The 21,744-nt window shown below is 42.1% G+C and carries 19 protein-coding genes; 3 read left to right on the top strand and 16 right to left on the bottom strand.

Annotated features, from left to right (window positions below; all coding sequences use genetic code 11):
- Position 1 precedes the first annotated feature (1 nt).
- The 8 genes from C8D73_RS02080 to lepA form a co-directional block, all read right to left on the bottom strand.
- Positions 2-736, bottom strand: coding sequence for a 16S rRNA (uracil(1498)-N(3))-methyltransferase (locus C8D73_RS02080; RefSeq protein WP_021717587.1), 735 nt, complete (start codon positions 734-736; stop codon positions 2-4).
- 2 nt (positions 737-738) lie between these two features.
- Positions 739-1,680 (bottom strand): 50S ribosomal protein L11 methyltransferase, encoded by a 942-nt coding sequence (gene prmA, locus C8D73_RS02085; RefSeq protein WP_021717586.1) that lies wholly within the window; start codon positions 1,678-1,680, stop codon positions 739-741.
- Between the two features lie 186 nt (positions 1,681-1,866).
- Positions 1,867-3,015, bottom strand: a complete 1,149-nt coding sequence (gene dnaJ, locus C8D73_RS02090) for a molecular chaperone DnaJ (protein ID WP_021717585.1) — start codon at positions 3,013-3,015, stop codon at positions 1,867-1,869.
- Positions 3,016-3,037: 22 nt separating this feature from the next.
- Complete coding sequence (gene dnaK / locus C8D73_RS02095; protein ID WP_021717584.1) at positions 3,038-4,870, bottom strand: molecular chaperone DnaK; 1,833 nt, start codon at positions 4,868-4,870, stop codon at positions 3,038-3,040.
- Positions 4,871-4,918: 48 nt separating this feature from the next.
- Positions 4,919-5,521 (bottom strand): nucleotide exchange factor GrpE, encoded by a 603-nt coding sequence (gene grpE, locus C8D73_RS02100; protein WP_021717583.1) that lies wholly within the window; start codon positions 5,519-5,521, stop codon positions 4,919-4,921.
- A gap of 23 nt (positions 5,522-5,544) precedes the next feature.
- Positions 5,545-6,564: a heat-inducible transcriptional repressor HrcA gene (gene hrcA, locus C8D73_RS02105; protein ID WP_046430085.1), complete on the bottom strand. Its 1,020-nt coding sequence runs from the start codon at positions 6,562-6,564 to the stop codon at positions 5,545-5,547.
- A 100-nt stretch (positions 6,565-6,664) separates the two neighbouring features.
- Positions 6,665-7,819 carry a radical SAM family heme chaperone HemW gene (gene hemW / locus C8D73_RS02110; protein ID WP_113077164.1) on the bottom strand — a complete coding sequence of 385 codons (1,155 nt, stop codon included), beginning with the start codon at positions 7,817-7,819 and terminating at the stop codon, positions 6,665-6,667.
- A 1-nt stretch (position 7,820) separates the two neighbouring features.
- On the bottom strand, positions 7,821-9,617 hold the full coding sequence (gene lepA, locus C8D73_RS02115; RefSeq protein ID WP_021717580.1) for a translation elongation factor 4: 1,797 nt from the start codon (positions 9,615-9,617) through the stop codon (positions 7,821-7,823).
- A gap of 285 nt (positions 9,618-9,902) precedes the next feature.
- Here lepA and C8D73_RS02120 point away from each other — a divergent pair, with 285 nt between their 5' ends.
- The 3 genes from C8D73_RS02120 to C8D73_RS02130 all read left to right on the top strand — a co-directional run bounded on the left by C8D73_RS02120 (position 9,903) and on the right by C8D73_RS02130 (position 12,790).
- A complete protein-coding gene (locus C8D73_RS02120) occupies positions 9,903-10,442 on the top strand; it encodes a nitroreductase family protein (RefSeq protein WP_021717579.1) in 540 nt (179 codons plus the stop codon).
- Positions 10,443-10,540: 98 nt separating this feature from the next.
- Entirely contained in the window at positions 10,541-10,804 is a 264-nt protein-coding gene (gene rpsT, locus C8D73_RS02125; protein WP_021717578.1) for a 30S ribosomal protein S20, read from the top strand.
- Between the two features lie 180 nt (positions 10,805-10,984).
- Positions 10,985-12,790: a diguanylate cyclase domain-containing protein gene (locus C8D73_RS02130; protein WP_170123152.1), complete on the top strand. Its 1,806-nt coding sequence runs from the start codon at positions 10,985-10,987 to the stop codon at positions 12,788-12,790.
- 60 nt (positions 12,791-12,850) lie between these two features.
- Here the strand turns inward: C8D73_RS02130 and sepF are convergent, their stop codons facing one another.
- The 8 genes from sepF to C8D73_RS02170 all read right to left on the bottom strand — a co-directional run bounded on the left by sepF (position 12,851) and on the right by C8D73_RS02170 (position 21,708).
- Entirely contained in the window at positions 12,851-13,213 is a 363-nt protein-coding gene (gene sepF / locus C8D73_RS02135; protein ID WP_021717576.1) for a cell division protein SepF, read from the bottom strand.
- A 105-nt stretch (positions 13,214-13,318) separates the two neighbouring features.
- Entirely contained in the window at positions 13,319-15,136 is a 1,818-nt protein-coding gene (gene typA, locus C8D73_RS02140; RefSeq protein WP_021717575.1) for a translational GTPase TypA, read from the bottom strand.
- Between the two features lie 192 nt (positions 15,137-15,328).
- Positions 15,329-16,606: a TRAP transporter large permease gene (locus C8D73_RS02145; protein ID WP_021717574.1), complete on the bottom strand. Its 1,278-nt coding sequence runs from the start codon at positions 16,604-16,606 to the stop codon at positions 15,329-15,331.
- A gap of 1 nt (position 16,607) precedes the next feature.
- Positions 16,608-17,132 (bottom strand): TRAP transporter small permease subunit, encoded by a 525-nt coding sequence (locus C8D73_RS02150; protein WP_021717573.1) that lies wholly within the window; start codon positions 17,130-17,132, stop codon positions 16,608-16,610.
- A gap of 72 nt (positions 17,133-17,204) precedes the next feature.
- Complete coding sequence (locus tag C8D73_RS02155; protein ID WP_021717572.1) at positions 17,205-18,230, bottom strand: TRAP transporter substrate-binding protein; 1,026 nt, start codon at positions 18,228-18,230, stop codon at positions 17,205-17,207.
- Positions 18,231-18,250: 20 nt separating this feature from the next.
- The gene (locus tag C8D73_RS02160) at positions 18,251-19,117 is read right to left on the bottom strand and encodes an isocitrate lyase/PEP mutase family protein (RefSeq protein ID WP_021717571.1); all 867 of its coding nucleotides are present in this window, start codon (positions 19,115-19,117) and stop codon (positions 18,251-18,253) included.
- 456 nt (positions 19,118-19,573) lie between these two features.
- Positions 19,574-20,071 (bottom strand): C40 family peptidase, encoded by a 498-nt coding sequence (locus C8D73_RS02165; RefSeq protein ID WP_113077166.1) that lies wholly within the window; start codon positions 20,069-20,071, stop codon positions 19,574-19,576.
- Positions 20,072-20,100: 29 nt separating this feature from the next.
- Positions 20,101-21,708 carry an MBL fold metallo-hydrolase RNA specificity domain-containing protein gene (locus C8D73_RS02170; protein ID WP_113077167.1) on the bottom strand — a complete coding sequence of 536 codons (1,608 nt, stop codon included), beginning with the start codon at positions 21,706-21,708 and terminating at the stop codon, positions 20,101-20,103.
- Between the last annotated feature and the right edge of the window lie 36 nt (positions 21,709-21,744).

A 21,744-nucleotide genomic window follows, 5' to 3' on the forward strand; every position in this document is an offset into this window, starting at 1 on the left:
ATCAGCCTCCTAAATCACCAGTTTCATAAAATATTGCGGCCGCAGCTACTAATGCAGCTGTTTCCGCACGTAATATGCGCTTGCCTAAACTTACTACCAATGCCCCAGCTGTACGGGCCTGCTGTAATTCCGTCTCGGAAATACCGCCCTCCGGGCCTATGATCAGCAGCAGATCCTTCAAAGCCTGCTCCTTTTGCAGCGCAGCCTTCAAACCAAGCTTATCCTCACATTCATAAGCTATCAGTTTACAGTCACAGGGATTATCAGCAAGCATCTGTTCCATCGTCTGTACTGGCTGCACCATTGGTATAATATCACGCTTGCTCTGTTTCGCAGCCGCTTCAGCAATTTTCTGCCAGCGCTCAGCTTTCTTAACAGCTTTATCACCTTCCAGGCGTACGACCGAATGCTCCATAGCTACTGGTATAATCTCACTGACTCCCAGTTCTACAGCCTTCTGGATAATAAAATCCATTTTTTCACCTTTAGCCAACCCTTGTGCCAGTACGATTCGCACTGAAGGCTCATGACTTTCCGCCAGTACCTCCAGACATTTGACTGTCACAACACTTTCATTAGCATCAGCAATTTCAGCAAGAGCCGTGACACCATCATCACTTACAATCTGTACTCTGGACCCGCATTGCATCCGCAGTACAGTATAAATATGCCTGGCATCAACACCCATTATTGTCATCGTATCACTGTATGGCTGCGGTATAAAAAATCTATGCACCGTCAGTCCTCCTTACGCATCTGCATAACAACCCAGCCGCCTTTGGCATCAACAGCTTCGACACACAAACCGACTTTGGAGGCAGCTGCTGATACATCATTCTGCCGTTCTTCAATAATACCGCTGGCAAGGAATATTCCTCCGGATTTTAACTTACCGGGAATATCCTGCAGAAGCATAATAATAATATCGGCAATGATATTAGCAATGATAATATCAGCCTTACCTTCTGTACCATGCAGCAAATCACCCTGTTGCACACTGATTTTTTCTGTTAGTTCATTGCCGGCAATATTTTCAATAGCTACTCGTACCGCAGTAGCATCAATATCCACCGCTTTAACTGTTTTAGCACCAAGTTTAGCAGCAGCAATAGCCAGAATTCCAGAGCCAGTACCAACATCAAATACTTCCATATCAGTACGCAGAACTTTTTCCAAACGTTCCATACACATACAGGTCGTATGATGTGTTCCTGTACCAAACGCCATCCCTGGATCGATTTCAATAATATGTTCACCAGCTTTAGATGTATATTTTTCCCAGGTAGGCTTAATCACCAATGTTCTGCCAATATGCGTAACATGGAAATACTGTTTCCATTCGTTAGCCCAATCCTGCTCGGAAACAGTACGAAAACGCGTATTACCAAAGCGACATTTACCAATACGCGTTTCCAAATTTGTTAAGTCCTCATCAATCTGTGTAAGACGTGGCTGCAGCTCTTCATCCTCCGGATAATAAGCAGTTATCGTAACCACTTCTGTGTTTTCCTGCTCAGGAATATCGCATAATTCCCAAGTGCCTGAATTACGCAAAGTGTTTATCAAAACCGGGTCCTCAATAACAACACCATTGTTTGCACCTGCAGCACGCATAATTTCGGCAACCAGATCAGCTGCCTCATGTGTAGTTTGTATGCTTACCTCTATCCATTGTGACAAAGCGCTCACTCCTTAAATAACTATCATATATATTAAACACAAAGCTTATTCTAAAATATTTTACCATATGAAAGTGTTTTTCTACCAGTTTGAGAAGATATTTCAATGCCAAGTGCTCACATTATATCATATTTTTTGGCATAAAAAAATAAACTGCGGTGTTCAAACCGCAGTTTATACAAGTCATTATTTAAATAAATCTTTAATCTTATTCAAAAAGCCTTTTTCTTCAGGATTAATGTTATCTTTACTGATCTCGGCAAATTTACGCAAAGCATCTTTCTGTTTTTCATTCAGCTTCTGCGGCACAACAACTTTGATCCTGACTAACTGGTCGCCGCGTGTACTGTTACGCAAACTGGGAATGCCTTTGCCCTTCAAACGCAGTACCTTTCCAGGCTGAGTTCCTTCCGGAACCTTCATCACAACCTGTCCATCCAGCGTAGGAACCTTAATCTCATCACCCAAAGTTGCCTGTACAATATTGATCGGCACTTCGCAGTAAACAGTAGTACCATCGCGCTCAAAAAACTTATGCGGTTTAACATACAAATATACATACAAATCACCGCTTGGTCCGCCTTTAACCCCTGCTTCGCCTTCTCCGGCTACCCGCAGGCGGGAACCGTTGTCAACACCTGCAGGGATCTTGACTTTAAGTTTTTTATTCTTTTTAACAGTGCCCTGTCCGCGACATTCCTTACATGGTTCGCTGATGATCTTGCCTTCACCATGACATTTAGGACATGGCCGTACATTGGTCATCTGTCCGAACATAGTGTTTTGAGTAAAACGGATCTCGCCACTTCCGTGACATTCAGGGCAAGTTTCAACTTTAGAACCAGGTTCCGCACCATTCCCATGACAATGCGGACATTGTTCGTCACGATATAAACTGATCTCACGTTCTAAACCAAACGCAGCTTCTTCAAAAGTGATTTCCAGGTCAAAGCGTAAATCAGCACCGCGCTGAGGACCGGCATTAGAACCACGCGAGCCGCGGCCCTGCCCGCCGAAGAACATATCAAAAATATCTTCCATGCCTCCGCCGCCAAAACCGCCGAAACCTTCAAAGCCCCCAAATCCACCAGCACCGCCGGCACCGCCGTTTTCAAAAGCAGCATGTCCAAACTGGTCATATTGGGCACGTTTCTGCTCATCGCTGAGTACACTGTAAGCCTCGGACGCTTCTTTAAATTTCTCAGCCGCTTCCGGATTATCTTTATTCACATCAGGATGATACTGACGTGCCAGTTTGCGGTATGCTTTTTTAATTTCATCTGCTGTAGCGGTTTTAGACACGCCTAGCACGTCATAATAATCTTTTTTACTCAAAGTTTACACCATCCTAAGCCGATTATTTTTTGTCTTCGTCAACCACTTCGGCGTCAACAACATCGTCATCAGCTTTTTTTGCGCCCTCGGCTGTTTCAGTACCTTCAGCACCTTTAGCAGCTTCAGTTTGTTTGTACAGCTCTGCGGAAAGTTCATAAAGAGGTTTGGTCAAAGCTTCAGTATCTGCTTTGATTTTTTCCATATCTTCGCCTTTCAGAGTCTCTTTTAAAGTATCAAGCGCTGCCTGTACTTTTCCAATCAATTCTTCAGAGCCTTTGCCTTCCATATCTTTAATGGTCTTTTCGGCTTGATAGCACAGGGAGTCAGCATTATTACGTACTTCAACGCCTTCTTTACGTTTTTTATCAGCTTCAGCATTAGCCTCTGCTTCTTTTACCAGACGGTCGATTTCGTCTTTTTCCAAAGTACCTGAAGACGTAATAGTGATTTTTTGTTCTTTACCGGTACCAAGATCCTTAGCGCTTACATTTACGATACCATTAGCATCGATATCGAAAGCAACTTCGATCTTCGGTACTCCACGAGGAGCAGCCGGGATGCCGGAAAGCTCAAAACGTCCCAGAGTTTTATTATCGGCAGCCATTTCACGTTCACCCTGCAGTACATGGATATCAACTGAAGGCTGATTATCAGCAGCAGTAGAGAAGACCTGCTTACGGGAAGTCGGGATGGTAGTATTACGTTCAATGATTTTTGTGAACACACCACCCAAAGTTTCTATACCCAAAGACAACGGAGTTACGTCAAGTAAAAGCACGTCTTTTACTTCACCTGCCAAAACGCCGGCCTGAATGGCAGCACCAACGGCAACACATTCGTCAGGGTTTACACCACGGTAAGGCTCTTTACCGATAAATTTTTTCAAAGCTTCCTGTACAGCAGGAATACGGGAAGAACCGCCTACCAAGATAACTTTATTGATATCAGAAGCAGACAGGCCGGCGTCAGCCATAGCCTTGCGGGTCGGCTCCATTGTGCGTTCAACGAGATCAGCAGTCAATTCGTCAAATTTTGCACGAGTCAGATCCATATCCAAATGCTTCGGACCTTCAGCACCGGCAGTAATAAACGGCAGGTTGATATTAGTAGTCAAAACACCGGATAATTCGATTTTTGCTTTTTCAGCGGCTTCACGCAAACGCTGCATAGCCATACGGTCATTACTCAGATCAATGCCTTCATTTTTCTTAAATTCAGCAACCATCCAGTCAACGATTTTCTGGTCAAAATCATCGCCGCCTAAATGAGTATCACCGTTAGTAGCTTTTACTTCAAAAACACCGTCACCTACATCAAGGATAGATACGTCGAAAGTACCGCCGCCAAGGTCATAAACCATAACGGTATGGTCGTCGCTTTTATCAATACCATACGCCAAAGATGCAGCAGTAGGCTCGTTGATGATACGGAGAACTTCCAAGCCTGCGATACGGCCGGCATCCTTAGTTGCCTGACGTTGACTGTCAGAGAAGTAAGCAGGAACAGTAATAACTGCCTGAGTTACTTTTTCACCTAAATATTTTTCAGCATCTTCTTTCAACTTTTGCAGAATCATCGCGGAAATTTCTTCCGGAGAATATTTTTTATCGTCGATTTCTACTTTATAGTCAGTACCCATATGACGTTTAATAGAACTAATAGTTCTGTCAGTGTTGGATACTGCCTGACGTTTTGCCAGCTGACCAACTAAACGTTCGCCGTTTTTGGAAAAACCAACTACGGACGGAGTTAAACGGCTGCCTTCCTGATTAGTGATAACGGTAGGTTCGCCGCCTTCCATTACTGCTACTACAGAGTTAGTAGTACCTAAGTCAATACCAATTACTTTAGACATGATTTATTCCTCCTCGGGTTTATATGTTAATTTTAATTTATATGGCAACTATTCGTTGCTGATAACTTTAACTTTGCTGTGCCGGATAACTTTATCACGTAATTTATAGCCCTTTTCCAGAACCATCTCTACAGTGTCATCATCCATATCGGGATTTTGCCCCCTCATCACAGCCTCATGCATCTCAGGATCGAATTTTTCGCCCTGTGCTTTTATTTCTTCTACGCCCAAATCTTTAAAAGTCTGCTCGAACTGACGCCTAATCATTTCAATACCTGAATAAATTCCGGCGGCATCATCAGATTTTCTGGCGGCGTCTTCAGCACGTTCAAAATTATCCAACACCTTTAAAAATTTTCCGACAACATCAGCGGTAACAAAAGTTGCCAGCTGTTCACGTTCGGACGTATTGCGTCGGCGGAAATTATCAAAATCTGCCTGCAGCCTTAAAATACGGTTCTGCAGTTCTTCGATCTTAACATCCTTTTCATCCTGTTCAGGAGTTTTTTCTTCAGCAGCTCCCTCACTCTTTTTCCCGGCAGTCTCATCGACTCCATTAGCAGCATCGGCTGTATTCGTTTGAGCTTCCTGCTGAGGTGTTTCTTCGGCAGTTGTTTGCTTTGAGCTTTCCTTCAAATCTTCTGTTTGCAAAACACTTCCTCCTTATAGTCTTTTTACTTATCTAAAATTGTTTTCAGATATTTATGCAGGTAATCCATTACAGAAATGACCTTACCGTATTCCATACGGGTTGGACCTAATACTGCCATCGTACCTACGATCTGACCATTCAGACGATAAGTAGCCTGAACCATACTGCAATCCTGAATACCGGTAAATTTATTTTCAGAACCTATCGTTACCTTAAGGCCTGAATCTTCACCACCCTGCAAAAGATCCTTCAGGACCTTTTCTTCTTCTAATATACCAAGCAGGTTTCTGACTCTTTCCACATCACGGAATTCCGGTTGATTAAGCAGTTGCTTTGTTCCGCCTAAAAATACCTTCTGTTCCTGCCTGCGCCCCGTCATTTTACGTACAGCCTGCAGTAATGATGAAAAAATGAGTTTATCCTCGACCACATCTGTATGGACATTCTGCAAAATCTCCACAGAAATATCGCTAAGATTGCGATCTTCCAGCAATTTGCTCATTTTACCAGCCAGATAATCCATCTCTTCAGAAGACATACCTAAAGGAATATCAACAACATTCGTATCTATACTGCCATCATCGGCAACGATACATAAAATAGCATGCTGACTGTCAAGCGGTAAAAATTTTAAATAACAGAAATTTGCAATCGTCTGCTGGTTAGTCAAAACCATGGAAACATTCTGTGTCATACGTGACAAGATCTTGGCTGTCGACTGGAAAATATCATCAATGTTACGACGACGTTCATTATACCAGCCATCTATTAATGCCATATCATTATCTGTCAATGTCCCCGGTTCAATCAGGGCATCTACATAAAAACGATAAGCCTGAGCAGATGGAATACGTCCCGCTGAAGTATGCGGCTGTTCCAAATAACCCAGAAGCTCAAGGTCTGACATCTCATTACGGATCGTTGCCGGGCTGAGCCCTAAGTCATACTTGCGGGCAATAGTACGTGAGCCAACCGGCTCAGCCGATGAAATGTAGTCTTCTATGATAATTTGCAGGATCTTTTTCTTTCTTTCGTTTAACACGATCCCACCTCCAACTCGATTGTTAGCACTCATCTCATTAGAGTGCTAACATCTTGGTATTAGAATAGCACTGACCTTAACAGTTGTCAACCAATTTTTCTTACTTCACAAAGATTTCAAAAATTTCATTGCTAAAGCGCATCCCTTGCTCCGTCAGCCTCATCCGCCTATGCTCAATATCACAGAATACTAAATTTCCTCTAATAAATTTTTCTAATTCAACCCCAAATTCTAACATTACATCACAGCCAAAACGTTGTTCAGTTTCTATTAAATCTATCCCTACCGTCGTCCGTAAACCCATAAATAAATATTCTGACAGCTGCATTTCTTTTGTCAGATCTTCAAAGCCTCCACAACTTTTACCACTTTGAATACTTTCAATATAATCAGTTACAGAATCTGTTGCTGTAAAACGTTGACTGCCATTAAAGCTGCAGGCGGAACTGCCAAAAGACAAATAGGGCAGATAATGCCAGTAAACAAGGTTATGCCTTGACTCCTGACCTGACACTGCATAATTTGAAATCTCATATCTATGCAGTCCCTGTGCTTCCAGATACTCCTGTACCAATTCATACATTGCCAGCTGACAATCTTCGTCCGGCAACTCAACTTTTCCTTTGTCCAGCATACCTGCCAAAGGCGTATTTTTTTCAATCGTCAAACCATATACCGACAAATGCTGCAACCCTGCCGCTGTTAAATTCTGCAGACTGGTCTTCAGCGTTTGAAGGGACTGCTCCGGCAAGCCATAAATAAGGTCAGCACTGACTCGTGTAAAACCAGCCTTCTCTGCCATTGTAATAGCGTCTAAAGCCTCGTTGGCCGTATGTATCCTGCCAACAGCCCGAAGTTCGGCATCGTTAAGACTTTGAACACCAAAGCTTATACGATCAAATCCCAAATCTTTAAAAAAACGCAGCTTATCCAAATCGGCAGTACCGGGATTAACTTCAATCGTTGCCTCTGCCGGCTGCAGCCAGCATCCATTTTTTTGCAAAGCTTCTACCAGTTTCGCCAAAAGCTTTTCCGAAAGCAACGAGGGAGTCCCGCCGCCAAAATACAGCGTGGCCTGATCTGCAATAGTCACTTCATTGCTGCGCATCATTATTTCACTGCAGACAGCATCAACATACTTTTCCATAGTTTCTGTGTCAGCACCTGCATATGAAGCAAAGTCACAATATAAACATTTTTGCAAGCAAAAAGGGGTATGTATATATACCCCCTGGATTTGTTCCCATTTTTGCATTTTAATCCATCTTCAAAATCGCCATAAAAGCTTCTTGCGGCAGCTCTACACTGCCGACCTGCTTCATGCGTTTCTTACCTTCTTTTTGTTTTTCCAACAATTTGCGCTTGCGGCTGATATCACCGCCATAACACTTAGCCAATACGTCTTTGCGCATCGCTCTTACATTTTCGCGGGCAATAACTTTATTACCTATGGCAGCCTGTACAGGTATCTCAAACATCTGACGCGGAATAAGACTGCGCAGTTTTTCTACCAGCTGACGTCCCCTGGAAACAGCTTTTTCACGGTGTACTATAGCTGACAGGGCATCCACCGGTTCTCCATTCAGCAAAATATCTACCTTTACCAAGCTGGAAGCACGATAACCGGCCAGCTCATAGTCCAAAGAAGCATAACCTCTGGTTACTGACTTCAACCGATCAAAATAATCATAAATTATCTCACTAAGCGGAAGTGCATAGTGAATCATAACACGTGTTTCATCTAAATAGGTCATATTTTCATACTCACCGCGTTTTTCCTGAGAAAGCTCCATTACTGCACCAACATAGTCTTTAGGTACAATAATTGTAGCGTTAACGTAAGGTTCTTCTACATGGTCGATCACTGTTGGATCAGGGAAATTAGACGGATTATCAACCAATTCCACATCACCATTGGTGCGAAATACCTGGTAAATAACGTTTGGAGCCGTTGTAATCAGCGTTAGATTATATTCACGCTCCAGACGTTCCTTGATAACATCCATATGCAGCAGACCTAAAAAACCACAGCGAAAACCAAATCCAAGCGCTACTGATGTTTCCGGTTCAAAAACCAGTGAGGCATCGTTGAGCTGTAGTTTTTCAAGCGCATCCCGTAAATTATCATAATCTGAGTTTTCTACCGGATACAGACCACAGAAAACCATCGGCGTAGCTTTACGATAACCAGGCAGTGCTTCGGCTGCCGGATTATTGGCATCAGTAACTGTATCCCCGACACGTGCGTCTTTAACATTTTTGATTGCTGCAGCAAAAAATCCAACCTGCCCAACCTCCAATGAATCAACATTAACAAGATTAGGTTTAAAAACACCAACCTCTGTTACTTCAAATTCAGCATTGGTAGCCATCATTTTAATTTTCATACCAGGTTTTATACGTCCGTCAATAACACGCACATATAAAACGACACCCTTATACGCATCAAATTTAGAATCAAATACCAAAGCTTTTAAAGGGCTGTCACTTATACCGGAAGGTGCCGGTACCTTAGCAACAATAGCTTCAAGTACATCTTCAATACCCAAACCTGTCTTCGCACTCGTCAAAACGGCCTCTGATGCATCGATCCCGATAACCTCTTCTATCTCATGCTTGACTCGGTCAGGATCAGCACTGGGAAGATCGACTTTATTAATAACCGGGATAATTTCCAAATCATTATCTAAAGCCAAATAGACATTAGCCAAAGTCTGAGCTTCAATCCCCTGCGTAGCATCAATAACAAGCAAAGCACCTTCGCATGCAGCTAAAGCTCTCGATACCTCATATGTAAAATCAACATGCCCTGGAGTATCAATGAAATTAAGCATGTACTCTTCGCCATTCTTAGCCTTATAGCTGCTGCGCACGGCCTGCGCTTTGATTGTAATACCGCGTTCACGTTCAAGGTCCATTGAATCGAGGATCTGTGCTTCCATCTCGCGTTTAGTTAAAGTACCGGTATATTCTATCAATCTGTCTGCCAAAGTAGATTTACCGTGATCGATATGGGCAATTATAGAAAAATTACGGATCTTATTCTGGTCCATCATATTCTCCTTCATATATAATCTTGCTAAAGCGGAACATCCGCCGTAAATTCACTGCAAAATATTATATCATTTTTGCCGGTAATTAAGCAAATACTAACTCTTATTAGTAAAGCACTTATAAATAAAAGCTGCTGTAACAAAAAATATTTATGTTAAAAATTATGAAAGTATATATAATGGTATTTTTAGTCACTTCACAAATAATTTACAGCAAATCAAAGCATCAACCTGTTACAATATAAGTAATAATAAAAGAATTATTACAAGAAAGGAAGTTATATTATGGATACCTTAACCGCTATTGCAACCCGCCGCTCTACCAGAGTCTACAAACCAGAACAAATAAGCGATTCCCAGCTGCAAACAGTTTTAGCCGCCGGCTGGGCTTCTCCTGTTGGTCATGGAGCATATGACGAACTATATATTTCTGTTGTGCAAAATCCCAAAATTCTCGAAAACTTTGCAGAATACTGCGGTCAAGCTTTCGGAAACCCCAAATACAATCCGTTTTACGGCGCCCCTACTTTAATCGTCATTTCAGCTAAGCCTAAAGATGACGGCCAGATGGTTTACATAGCTGATGTTGGCTGTATTCTTGAAAATATGCAATTGGCTGCTACTGATATCGGCCTTGGTTCAGTTTATCTTTGGGCTCTTTTAAATCGTATTCCGCAAAGTCCTCAATTTGTAGCCAGCCTTGAACTGCCGGAAGGCTTCAAACCTGTTTCAGCTTTGGCCTTGGGTTATCCGGCCAAACCGCTTGAAAAACGTTCTTTTGCCGACATTAAACCCGAGCGTATCGCTACCAAAATTATCAAATAAAGTCTTTTGTGGAATAATTTGCAGAAATCCCTTGCAGAATTAACTCCTTCGTGGTAGAATACTTTAGTAAACGTATTTAATTGTAGGAGGTGAATTCGTTGCCGAACATTAAATCTTCCATTCGTAGTGTAAAAACCGACGCAGAACGTCGTGCAAAAAATGCTCCGATCAAGGCTGCTATCCGCAATGCAGCTCGTAAAGTAGTTGCTGTAACCGAGACCGGCTCTCCAGAAGAAGCAAAAGCAACTTTTGCAACTGCAACCGGTTTGATTGATAAAGCTTCTCGTAAAGGTATTATCCATAAGAATGCTGCAAACCGCAAAAAATCAAGACTTGCTAAAAAAGTCAATGCTATGGACTAATCTCTACAGCGATTAAAGCCTGCTCTTTTGAGCAGGCTTTTTATTTTCTCCAAAACACGCTTTATCTCATCTTAATTAAAGCTTTCGTTATTTTATTTTTGCTTTAGTTTATATATTTCATTCATATCTTAAAAGTGCTATAATATTATAAATATACCCTAACAGACAGGAATGATACATATGGCTGACTATAGCACTGATAATTTAAAACAATCTCAACAATTCTTACAGGCATATGATAAGTTATATTCTTTTAAAAATACTTTTTATGATCTTCTTGCCAGTTTAGAAAAAACACTTGGTCTCACAGAATATTTATCTCATATTTCTGTGATTCAACTGCGCAACGAAAAACATTTTCAGGCTGCTTTTCACTATCCAAATGAAGCCCTTTCCCAACAGCAGTCTTTGTTAAGCCATAAAGCTCACCTTATCGCAAAAAAGTTAAAGCTCAAGACTGAAATCAACTGCAAAGATTTCAGTCACATATTAACAGAATGCGGTTACAACGATAATATAAGACCAACCACAGTTTATCCGCTGCGATTTGACGATTATCTCTATGGTTTTGCAGCTTTAGAATTAAACGAAAAAGCAATCAATTTTCAGCAATTCAGCACTGACAGTTTAACTGCTGTTGTAAATATATTATGCGCATATTTTGTAAAAAAGCATGCCTTTGAACAAACTGCATTACAGCAGAAAGTCTATACTTCAATTATCAATGGCATGAATAACCTCATCTACGTAACTGATATCCACACTAATAAAATTCTCTTCATGAACCAAACGATGAAAGACCGTTTTGCCTTAAAAGCACCTGAAGGTAAAATATGCTGGCAGGTATTGCAGCAGAACATGTCCCAACGCTGTAACTTCTGCCCTGTTTCCAAATTACTGCGTGATCCGTCTTCTAATAAGACTATTCACTGGGAAGAAGTCAATTCTAAAACCGGACGTATTTACGAAAACCATGACAGCCTTATTAATTGGTTTGATGGCTCAATCGTACATCTGCAGCAATCTATAGATATAACAGATTCAAAAAAAGCTTTCCATGATGCCTGTTTTGATGAACTGACCAATACACTGACCAGACGTGCAGGCAAAGAGCTTCTGGAAAAATTGATTAAAGCAGCTCATCAGAATTGCCATGGTTTTATAACCTGTATGTTTGATATAAACTCACTCAAACAGGTAAATGACAATTATGGACACAGTGAAGGCGATAAGCTTATTATCACTATATGCCAGACTGTAAAAAAATACCTGGGCAGCGGCGATATATTTTTCCGGCTCAGCGGCGATGAATTTATTGTCGTTTTTACAGAACATTCGCTGCAAAATGTTAAGGAAATACTGCAAAAAGTCCTAATTGAGCTAAAAAATTCAGCACAAAAAAATGCTCTGCCCTATGAACCATCTTTCACCTATGGGCTTTTAGAAATTCAGTCTACAAGCAATTACTCTCTTACTGATATTTTAAACCGTGTCGACGAAAAAATGTATGAGCAGAAACGTTCTTACCATATACTTAAACGCCAGCAGGACGCTGGCCTGCAAAAGCAGTCTGACCCGTCTGAAAAAAACAATTTTTCTTATCAGGCACAATATCTCTACGATGCTTTAGTTAACAGCACCGACGATTATCTCTACGTCTGTGACGTCCAAAGTGATGTTTTCCATTATCCCAAAACCATGGTTGAAGAATTTGCTCTGCCTGGCGAATACATCAAAAATGCTGCCGCCATCTGGGGCGCCAAGGTTCATCCAGATGATCAAAGCGCTTTTTTAGCATCCAACCAGGAAATTTTAGACGGACGCGCCAACATTCACTATGTTGAATATCGTGCTCAAAACAAAGAAGGTAAATGGATTTGGGTGCGCTGCCGCGGACAGATGCAATATAACGAGCAGGGTGAAGCAATTCTCTTTGCCGGTTTTATCAAAAAGCTTGGCGAAAATTATAAACAGCAGCTGCCTTAACGTAAAAAAAGCTCATTCCAAAAAGGAATGAGCTTTTAATATTTTATAGATGAGTGCGTGCTATCTGCCTAACCAAGAACGAGTACTTTTTTTAACAGCTTCCTTATCAACTTCCACATGATTTGGAGCGTACATCAGCAAATTTTCGCTGACCTTAGAAACAGTTGCGCCAATAATGTAACTTACACCGTTCAAATAGTCAAAAATACGGTTTTTCATTGCAGAATCAACAGCATCGAAAGATACCATCAGTGTCGCACCGCTCATTAAAGAATCAGCATACTCGCGTACGTCGCTGAATTGACGCGGAGAGCGCACCAAAATATCCATATGACCGCCTTTAACTAAGTACGGACCGCTATAAACTTGATCTTCTTCTACATCGCTATGCCAAAGCTTACGTGCAGCATTTTTTAAATCCATCTTTTACGCCTCCAAACGTCCTTGTTGTCAGATATGCTAACTGCCTACTTCTACATAAATTCTCAAAATCCTTCTTTTTTTAGAAAAATTTTTATTTTTGTATTATTATGCTTTGTTACGGGAACGCTGACGACCACGCTCAACACGATCAAGAATCTTTTTACGCATCCGAATATTCTTCGGAGTAACTTCAACCAGTTCATCATCGTTGATATGCTCCAAAGCCTGCTCTAAAGAGAAAGTCTTAGGCGGAATCAGACGAATAGTATCATCGCTGCCGCTGGCACGCATATTGCTGACATGTTTCTTTTTACAGGGATTGACATCCATATCATCATCACGGCTGTTTTCACCAATGATCTGCCCTTCATAGACCTGTTCGCCAGGAATGATGAACATATTCCCGCGTTCCTGCGCGTTGCCTATACCGTAGGATGTAGTTTCGCCGTTTTCAAAAGCAACCAGGCTGCCTCTTGTACGTCCGGGGATCTCGCCTTTATAATCAGCATAACCTGCGAACACATGATTCATAACACCGTTACCTTTAGTATCTGTCAGGAACTGGTTACGGAAACCAATAAGTCCGCGGGCGGGGATCACAAATTCCATACGCAGGTAGCCGGCCATCTCTGTCATGTTAGTCAGTTCAGCCTTACGCAGTCCCAGCCCTTCCATAACAGCTCCCATAAATTCCTGCGGAACGTCAATTGTTAAAGCTTCCATAGGCTCCTGTAAAGTACCGGTTTCATCATGATGCATGATTACTTTAGGTTTGCCGACCTGCAGCTCATAACCTTCACGGCGCATAGTTTCGATCAATACAGACAAATGCAGTTCACCACGTCCGGAAACAATAAATGCATCTGGACTTTCGGTTTCTTCTAAACGCATCGAAACATTAGTTTTGATTTCTTTAAACAAACGGTCACGAAGATGACGACTGGTAACATATTCACCTTCACGACCTGCAAAAGGACTGTTATTAACAGAGAATACCATCGACAGCGTAGGCTCATCAATACTGATGCCTTTTAATTTTTCAGGACTTTCTGCATCAGCGATAGTATCGCCGATATTGGCATCTGCCAAACCGATCAAAGCAACGATGTCGCCTGCTCCAACTTCCTGCGTCTCAGCACGTTTCAAGCCTTCATAGGTATACAGACGGCCGATCTTCGCTTTACGCTCGCCCTCTTCATCCATCAAAGTAATAGTTTCACCGTTATGGATAGTACCGCGGATCACACGACCGACAACGATACGTCCTACATAATCATCATAATCCAAGGTATTGACCAGCATTTGCAAAGGTGCGTCTACTTCAACATCCGGAGCGGGAATATTTTCCAAAATCACTTTGAACAAAGCTTCTAAATTGTCGCTTTCTTCTTCCATAGTTAATTTAGCAATACCATTACGGGCAGAAGTCAATACTACCGGGAATTCCAGTTGATCATCATCAGCACCAAGCTCAATGAAAAGGTCTAAAACTTCATCAATAACCTCTTCAACACGTTGGTCAGGACGGTCAATTTTATTGATAACTACAATTGGTTTCAGATGCTGTTCCAGCGCTTTGCGCAAAACATACTTAGTCTGCGGCATAGGCCCTTCATAAGCATCAACCAGCAATAATACGCCATCGACCATAGTAAGCACGCGTTCAACTTCACCGCCGAAATCAGCATGGCCGGGGGTATCAAGAATATTGATTTTAGTATCTTTGTGCATAACAGCTGTATTTTTAGCTAAAATAGTAATACCGCGTTCACGTTCCAAAGCGTTGGAATCCATTACACGTTCTTCGACATGCTCGTTAGCACGGAAAATACCGCTTTGTTTGAGCATTGCGTCTACGAGGGTAGTCTTGCCATGGTCAACGTGGGCAATAATGGCAATATTGCGTAAATCATTTCTTAACATAAATCCTATCTTCCTCTCTTTTGAGCAGACGGCATACCGCCTGTAAATCCAAACCGAGCTATGCCATATACAACAAAAGCCTGCGGTCAAATAAAACTACTCTAAAATTAATGAAGGATGCTTGTCAATAAGCATCCTTCACTATGACTAATTAATTATATTCTTTTTAACTTACTATGTCAACAAAAACCGCTATTTTACTATACCGGGGAGCCATGTAGCTATCTCCGGGAAGAAACACAGCAGCAAAATTTCCAGCGCCATAATAATGCCAAAAGGAATAACACCTTTGATGATCTGTGTCATTTTACTATCTGGGCTGATGCCCTGCAAAACAAACAGATTCATTCCAACCGGCGGCGTGATAAGAGCCAGCTCCAGATTGATCAACATCACAACATTGAACCAGATCGGATCGAAGCCCAATTTCATGATAATAGGATACAAAATCGGCAAAGTGATAAAAATAATGGAGATAGATTCCAAAATACATCCCAAAACCAACAGCAGAATATTAATTGCGATAAAGACTATCCACCGGCTGGTTTCCATTTCGGCAACCAGGCTCGTCAAAGCCTGCGGAACCTGCAGAATAGTTAAAACGAAACCAAATAAAGTTGCGCCGATCATAATCGCGAAAATCATCGAAGTCGTTTTGACTGTATCCAGCAAAATTTCCGGCATATCCTTCAGACCAAGCGTACGGTAAATAACAAAAGTAATAAACAAACTGTAAACCGTACCTATAGCAGCAGCTTCAGTAGGAGTAAACGCTCCCGTATAAATACCACCAACGACAAGCACCGGCAGCAGCAGTCCCCAAAAAGAACTTCTTAGCGCCTGAAAACGTTCCTCCCAGCTGGCCGCTTCCTGCAAAGGCAGCTTTCTTGAGCTGTAAACAACCACAGCAATAAACAGCAGTGTCAAAATAACCCCCGGTACAACGCCGGACATAAACAACTGACCTACCGATTCACCAGTAATAGCGCCATACAAAATCATTGGTATCGATGGCGGGATCAGAATGCCTAAGGTACCACCTGCTGCAACAGCTCCTAGAACTAACGTTCTTTCATAACCACGGGACAGCATCTCAGGAATGGCAATAGCACCAATAGTAACGGCGCAGGCAACAGACGAGCCTGTAATCGCAGCAAAAATTGCACAGGCAAAAACTGTAGCTACACCTAACCCCCCAGGCAAATGACGCAGCCATTTATTGCCCAGCTCAAATAAATCGTTGCCTACTTTGCCTGTTAAAAGAATCTGGCTCATTAAAATATATAACGGGACAGCCGTTAACACGAAATCATCCAAAGATTTGTAAGCCAAAATCGGTATCTGGGCCAAAGAAGATCCTCCGCCCATAAAAGCAAACATACCGAAAAGTCCCGCCGTTCCCAGTGAGAAGGCTACCGGCAGTCCCAAAACCAAAAGTCCCAGTAAGATAACGGTAAAAATAACAAGCATCTTATTCCGCCTCCTTACTGAATTCACCGCTGCTGATTTTTTGAATATCTATAAGCAGGGTACGTACAAACTGTAGTAGCAACAGCCCCATACCGATCGGCAGCGACATCTGAGGAATCCACATAGGAGTTCGCAGAGTACTTGGTGAAGTATTATCCATCTCATATGAAAGCAATGCCATATCCAAAGACTGCATTACAAATACGGCACAGAAAAAAATACCAACAATAGTTGTAAAAAGTTCGATATAACAACGGGTACGTGCTGATAAATGGCTTAAAACAATATCGACATGGATGTGCTTGCCAGCAGCATAAGTAACGGACATCCCTAAAAAACCTGCTACTAAAACACAATATACAGAAAGTTCTATTGACCATTCTGTCGGCGCATTGAACAAACCTCGCATCACAACTTCATAAAAGACCATCAACGCCGGCAGCAGCAATAGAATGCCGGCAATGACGCCAACTGCTTTAGTAATAGCGTTCAAAAATTTTTCATAGACCTCGAGCGCGCTTTTCAAGTCTTTTTCCTCTCATTCTTTTCCAAAATAAAAACCGCTGCCGCTTATGGCAGCGGTCAATTAAGAATTTATCTATTGTTTACTGCATATTTCGATCAATTCCTTACCAAGATCCCCAGTATGTTTAACAAAAATATCCCAAACTGGTTTAGTAGCAGACTGCCATGCCGGCAGCTCAGCCTCAGGAACAACGTAAACCTGCATACCTTTTTCTTTTAATTTCTCTAAAGCAGCCATATCCTCTGCTTTAGCATTTTTACGCAGTTCGTCACGCACTTCATTTGCAGCGTCGGTTACTATTTTTTGCTGTTCCGGAGTCAGTTTTTGAAAAGATTTTTCATTCATCGCCAGAATAAACTCAGGATAAGCATGATTAGTAATAGTCAGATATTTGGTAACTTCAAACATTTTACGGTCATACATAGCTGTAGTTCCAGAAGTTTGTCCATCAACAACACCGCGCTGAATGGCCATATAAACTTCACCTGATCCCATAGTTACAGGAGAAGCACCAAGTGCTTTAATCGTTTCTGAAGGCAGCTCACCATAACCACGCAGCTTCAGTCCTGCAAAATCCTCAGGTTTAGTAATTTCCTTTTTGCTGTTAGCGAACTGCACAAAGCCATAATCAGCCCAGATCACAGGACGCACACCCTTCTTCTTCAATTCGCCTGCTAATTTATCACCCAAGCCTCCGTCGATGGCATGATCGACTTTTTCATAACTTGGGAACAGAAACGGTACGTCAAAAACTTCCATTGCCGGAATAACAGTTGACCACATTGCTGTGGAATTAAGCCCCATATCAATGCCACCAGACATAATTGCGTCATTCATACTTTTATCGTTGAACAGCTGTCCGGAAGGATAGATGTTCAGTGTAATAGTGCCGTTGGATTTTTCAGTAAGCTTTTTATTAAAAGCCTCCATTCCCTGGGCCAGCGGATGCGCCGTTGGCAAATTGTGAGCCAGTTTCAAAGTCACCTTTTCGCTGCCGGCAGATTTTTTATCTCCGCCCCCACCGCAGCCGGCCGTTACTGCCAATGCCATAATCATAGCGGCAGCCAAAGTAGTTTTAAACATTTGGGACATTTTCATTACTCTCACCTCATAATTTTTTATTTATAGAGTTTCTCCAGCTTCATATAATCATCAAGACCGATAAACCTGTTAAAATCAGTAAAATGCATCATTTTATCTTCATAGGCCTTAGTCGTCCCCGTTTGATGCAGCACTGTCATTGCTTCTTTAAAAGCCTGCGTAATGACGTATAAGGCACTGCAGGGCCAGAACACTATTTTAAATCCTATATTTTCCAAATCTTTTGCAGTCAGGTTCGGTGTCCTGCCGCCTTCGATCATATTAGCTATCAGTATGGTATCTGGAAAAGCTTTCGTAACAGCTTCTAATTCTCTTATATCCTGCGGCGCTTCTATAAACAAAGCTTCAGCGCCGTTATCTAAATACAATTTGCCGCGTTCAACAGCATCCTCCAGTCCATTCACAGCCCTCGCATCAGTTCTGGCAATCAGTAAAAAATCCTCGTCAGTTCTGGCATCAGCAGCTGCCCGCAGTTTTTTCGCATGCTCAGATGCATCTATGACCTGCTTACCGACCATATGTCCACAACGTTTAGGCCATACCTGATCTTCAAAAAGCACTGCAGCTGCTCCGGCTTTTTCATATTCCTGCATCGTCCTCCGTACGCTTAACGCATTTCCGTAACCAGTATCACCATCGGCAAATACCGGTAATTCTGTGGCATCCACAATACATTTCACAGCCTGCACCATTTCAGTCATCGAAAGGTAACCTACATCCGGCTGCCCTAATCTAGAGGCAGCGATACTATAACCTCCCATAACCAGTGCATCAAACCCTACTTCTGCTGCAATTTTTGCCGTCAAAGCATCATAAACACCCGGCAAAACCAAAATCTCTGACCTCAGCAGACGTTCACGCAACATTTTACGCTGCTTGTTCATAAATTCCCCTCCCTTGCTGCCCAACAAATTCAACAAAAAAGCCCCTACCGGCATAGCCGATAGGGGCGTTAAGTACGCGGTACCACCCTAAATTATACTCTGAGGCCTTTAACGCAGCCCTGCGCTTTTCCCTACATTCGCCCTCAGAAAAAGAGTTCCTGGGTGAGAGGACTTATTTCCACGCTTACCGGCTCGCATCTACCGCCGGCTTTCTGAAAGCCTTCCACTGTCCATTCCCAGTCATAACCTGTAACCTGATGATTTGTCGAAACATTGAAATAAGTATAACAACACCTTAACACTATGTCAATATATTTTTAAAATTATTTTATCTTTCTGTTTTTTCTTGTACAAATGTATTGTTTTTATACCACTTTGGCATAATACAAAAAAATACAGCCGCTTTCAAAAAGCGGCTGTATTTTTTATTGATCATTCTAAATAAAAACTACCATCTCAATCAATGATCCTTCTGGCCCCATAAAAACGTTCATCCCAATAAGGACCAAACGCTTCACCTTCAATTACGCCATTTTTAGTACCGGCATAAATGAATTTACCATCTCCGCTGTAAATACCGCAGAAGGTCGCTCCTGGGCCATCAGTGCTATAAAATACCAGATCTCCCGGAAGCAGATCATCTTTTCCGATTCTCCTGCCTACATCATATTGCTCATCAACAGTTCGCGGCAATGCGATACCACTTTCACCAAAAACATACTGCACATAACCGGAACCATCAAATCCTTCTGACGGAAAACTGCCGCCCATTTTAAAAGGGGTTCCAACTAAAAGATACGCATTTTCAATAATATTTCCACGCAGGCTGCTGTATTCTTCAGCATAAGCCAACTGAGGCTGCATTGTATTCCAAACTGCTCCAACCGGCAAGGATAACGCTATACCTAAAGCAGTACAAACAGCCAATCTTTTACACAAACTAACATAATTCATATTTTTCAAAAACTCCTTTACTGAAAACCCTACAGCGATGACAGCATGTCATCCACATATTTTCTGATTTTTTCCATCTTTTTGCGTATACCAGCTGCTTTATCACCGTCACGAGCAACGATCTGCTCAATTTTAGTACGATACTGCAAATAAGAACTCTCAAACTGCCGCAAATACTCTCTAAGTGCCGCCACTTCCGGAACTGTCGTCACGATATTCGACGTCGTAACATTCCATTCAGTACCATTTATCGTGACACTATCCCCATATTGCGGGATATAAGCAGCTGTACCCAAACGGCGCTGCAGCTCATCAGCGAAATTGCTGGCAGCATCAAACTCACCATGTGTAACGAAAAATGCTTTCGGCGGCTGTTTCATCTTACCGTACCATTCAAGCAGCTGTTCCTTGTCCGCATGTGCCGAAAACCCTTTCATATTGTAGATCTTGGCATTTACCTTAATATCTTCGCCCATAATCTTAACCTGCTTGGAACCTTCTATCAACCGACGTCCCATTGTTCCCTCAGCCTGATAACCGGCAATAATGACAGAGCAGTTTTCCTGCCAGAGATTATGCTTCAAATGATGCAGTATACGTCCTGCGTCTGCCATACCACTGGCAGAAACGATAATTTTAGGCCCTGGCATCTCGTTAATCATCCGTGATTCCTGCGCAGTTGCCGTGAAACGCAGATTTGGAATCGCTAAAAGCCTGTTACCGTGCATTTCATACAAAGCCCGCGCTTCTTCGTCATATTCCTGAGGATTAGTAAGCGTGATAGCAGTAGCTTTGCTCGCCATCGGACTGTCGATAATGATTGGTACCTGCGGGATACGACCTTCCTGCAGAAGCTTCTGGAAATAATAAAGAAGTACCTGTGTACGTCCTACAGCAAAGGCAGGAATAACTACATTACCACCTTTAGCCACAGTGTCATTAATGATCTCAGACAGCTCCGCTTCTTTGTCATAGGCTTTATGCACACGATTGCCATAAGTAGATTCGGTGATTATAAAGTCTGCTCCGGAAATTTCTTCCGGATCCTCGATAATCGGCTGATTAGGCTGTCCAATATCTCCGGTAAAAACGAGCTTAGTTGTTTTGCCATCTTCATTAACAAAAACTTCAACAATCGCCGAACCTAAAATATGCCCGGCAACTTTAAATTTAACCTGCACCCCCGGAAGAACCTCAAGCATTTCACCAAACTCGTGCGTATGAAAATGCTGCAAAGCTTTATACGCATCATCAACAGTATACAAAGGTTCTACTACAGATTTACCTGCACGCAAACCTTTCCGGTTGGCAAACTCTGCATCAGATTCCTGAATATGAGCACTGTCAGGCAACAGAATCGTGCACAGCTCTAAAGTGGTTTTCGTACAATGTACAGAACCCTTATATCCTTGTTTTATCAGCTTTGGTATCAACCCGCTGTGGTCGATATGAGCATGGGTCAGTACAACTGTGTCAATATCATTAGGCGCAAAAACAAAATCCTTTTCATTAAAAGCAGTAATCATTTTAGAACCTTGAAACATACCGCAGTCCAACAGCATTTTTTTACTGCCTATTTCAAGTAAATAACAAGAGCCTGTAACCATTCTTGTGGCACCTAAAAAGGTGATTTTCATAACGGTCCCTCCCTGCTTAAATTCTTAATTAATATA

This window comes from Phascolarctobacterium faecium DSM 14760 (assembly GCF_003269275.1).
Classification (GTDB): domain Bacteria; phylum Bacillota; class Negativicutes; order Acidaminococcales; family Acidaminococcaceae; genus Phascolarctobacterium; species Phascolarctobacterium faecium.

Coding starts and splice junctions, on each gene's coding strand:
- dnaK (WP_021717584.1), bottom strand. CDS start 4,870: ATGTCTAAAGTAATTGGTATTGACTTAGGTACTACTAACTCTGTAGTA.
- hemW (WP_113077164.1), bottom strand. CDS start 7,819: ATGCAAAAATGGGAACAAATCCAGGGGGTATATATACATACCCCTTTT.
- lepA (WP_021717580.1), bottom strand. CDS start 9,617: ATGGACCAGAATAAGATCCGTAATTTTTCTATAATTGCCCATATCGAT.
- C8D73_RS02120 (WP_021717579.1), top strand. CDS start 9,903: ATGGATACCTTAACCGCTATTGCAACCCGCCGCTCTACCAGAGTCTAC.
- C8D73_RS02130 (WP_170123152.1), top strand. CDS start 10,985: ATGGCTGACTATAGCACTGATAATTTAAAACAATCTCAACAATTCTTA.
- sepF (WP_021717576.1), bottom strand. CDS start 13,213: ATGGATTTAAAAAATGCTGCACGTAAGCTTTGGCATAGCGATGTAGAA.
- typA (WP_021717575.1), bottom strand. CDS start 15,136: ATGTTAAGAAATGATTTACGCAATATTGCCATTATTGCCCACGTTGAC.
- C8D73_RS02145 (WP_021717574.1), bottom strand. CDS start 16,606: ATGCTTGTTATTTTTACCGTTATCTTACTGGGACTTTTGGTTTTGGGA.
- C8D73_RS02155 (WP_021717572.1), bottom strand. CDS start 18,230: ATGAAAATGTCCCAAATGTTTAAAACTACTTTGGCTGCCGCTATGATT.
- C8D73_RS02160 (WP_021717571.1), bottom strand. CDS start 19,117: ATGAACAAGCAGCGTAAAATGTTGCGTGAACGTCTGCTGAGGTCAGAG.
- C8D73_RS02165 (WP_113077166.1), bottom strand. CDS start 20,071: ATGAATTATGTTAGTTTGTGTAAAAGATTGGCTGTTTGTACTGCTTTA.
- C8D73_RS02170 (WP_113077167.1), bottom strand. CDS start 21,708: ATGAAAATCACCTTTTTAGGTGCCACAAGAATGGTTACAGGCTCTTGT.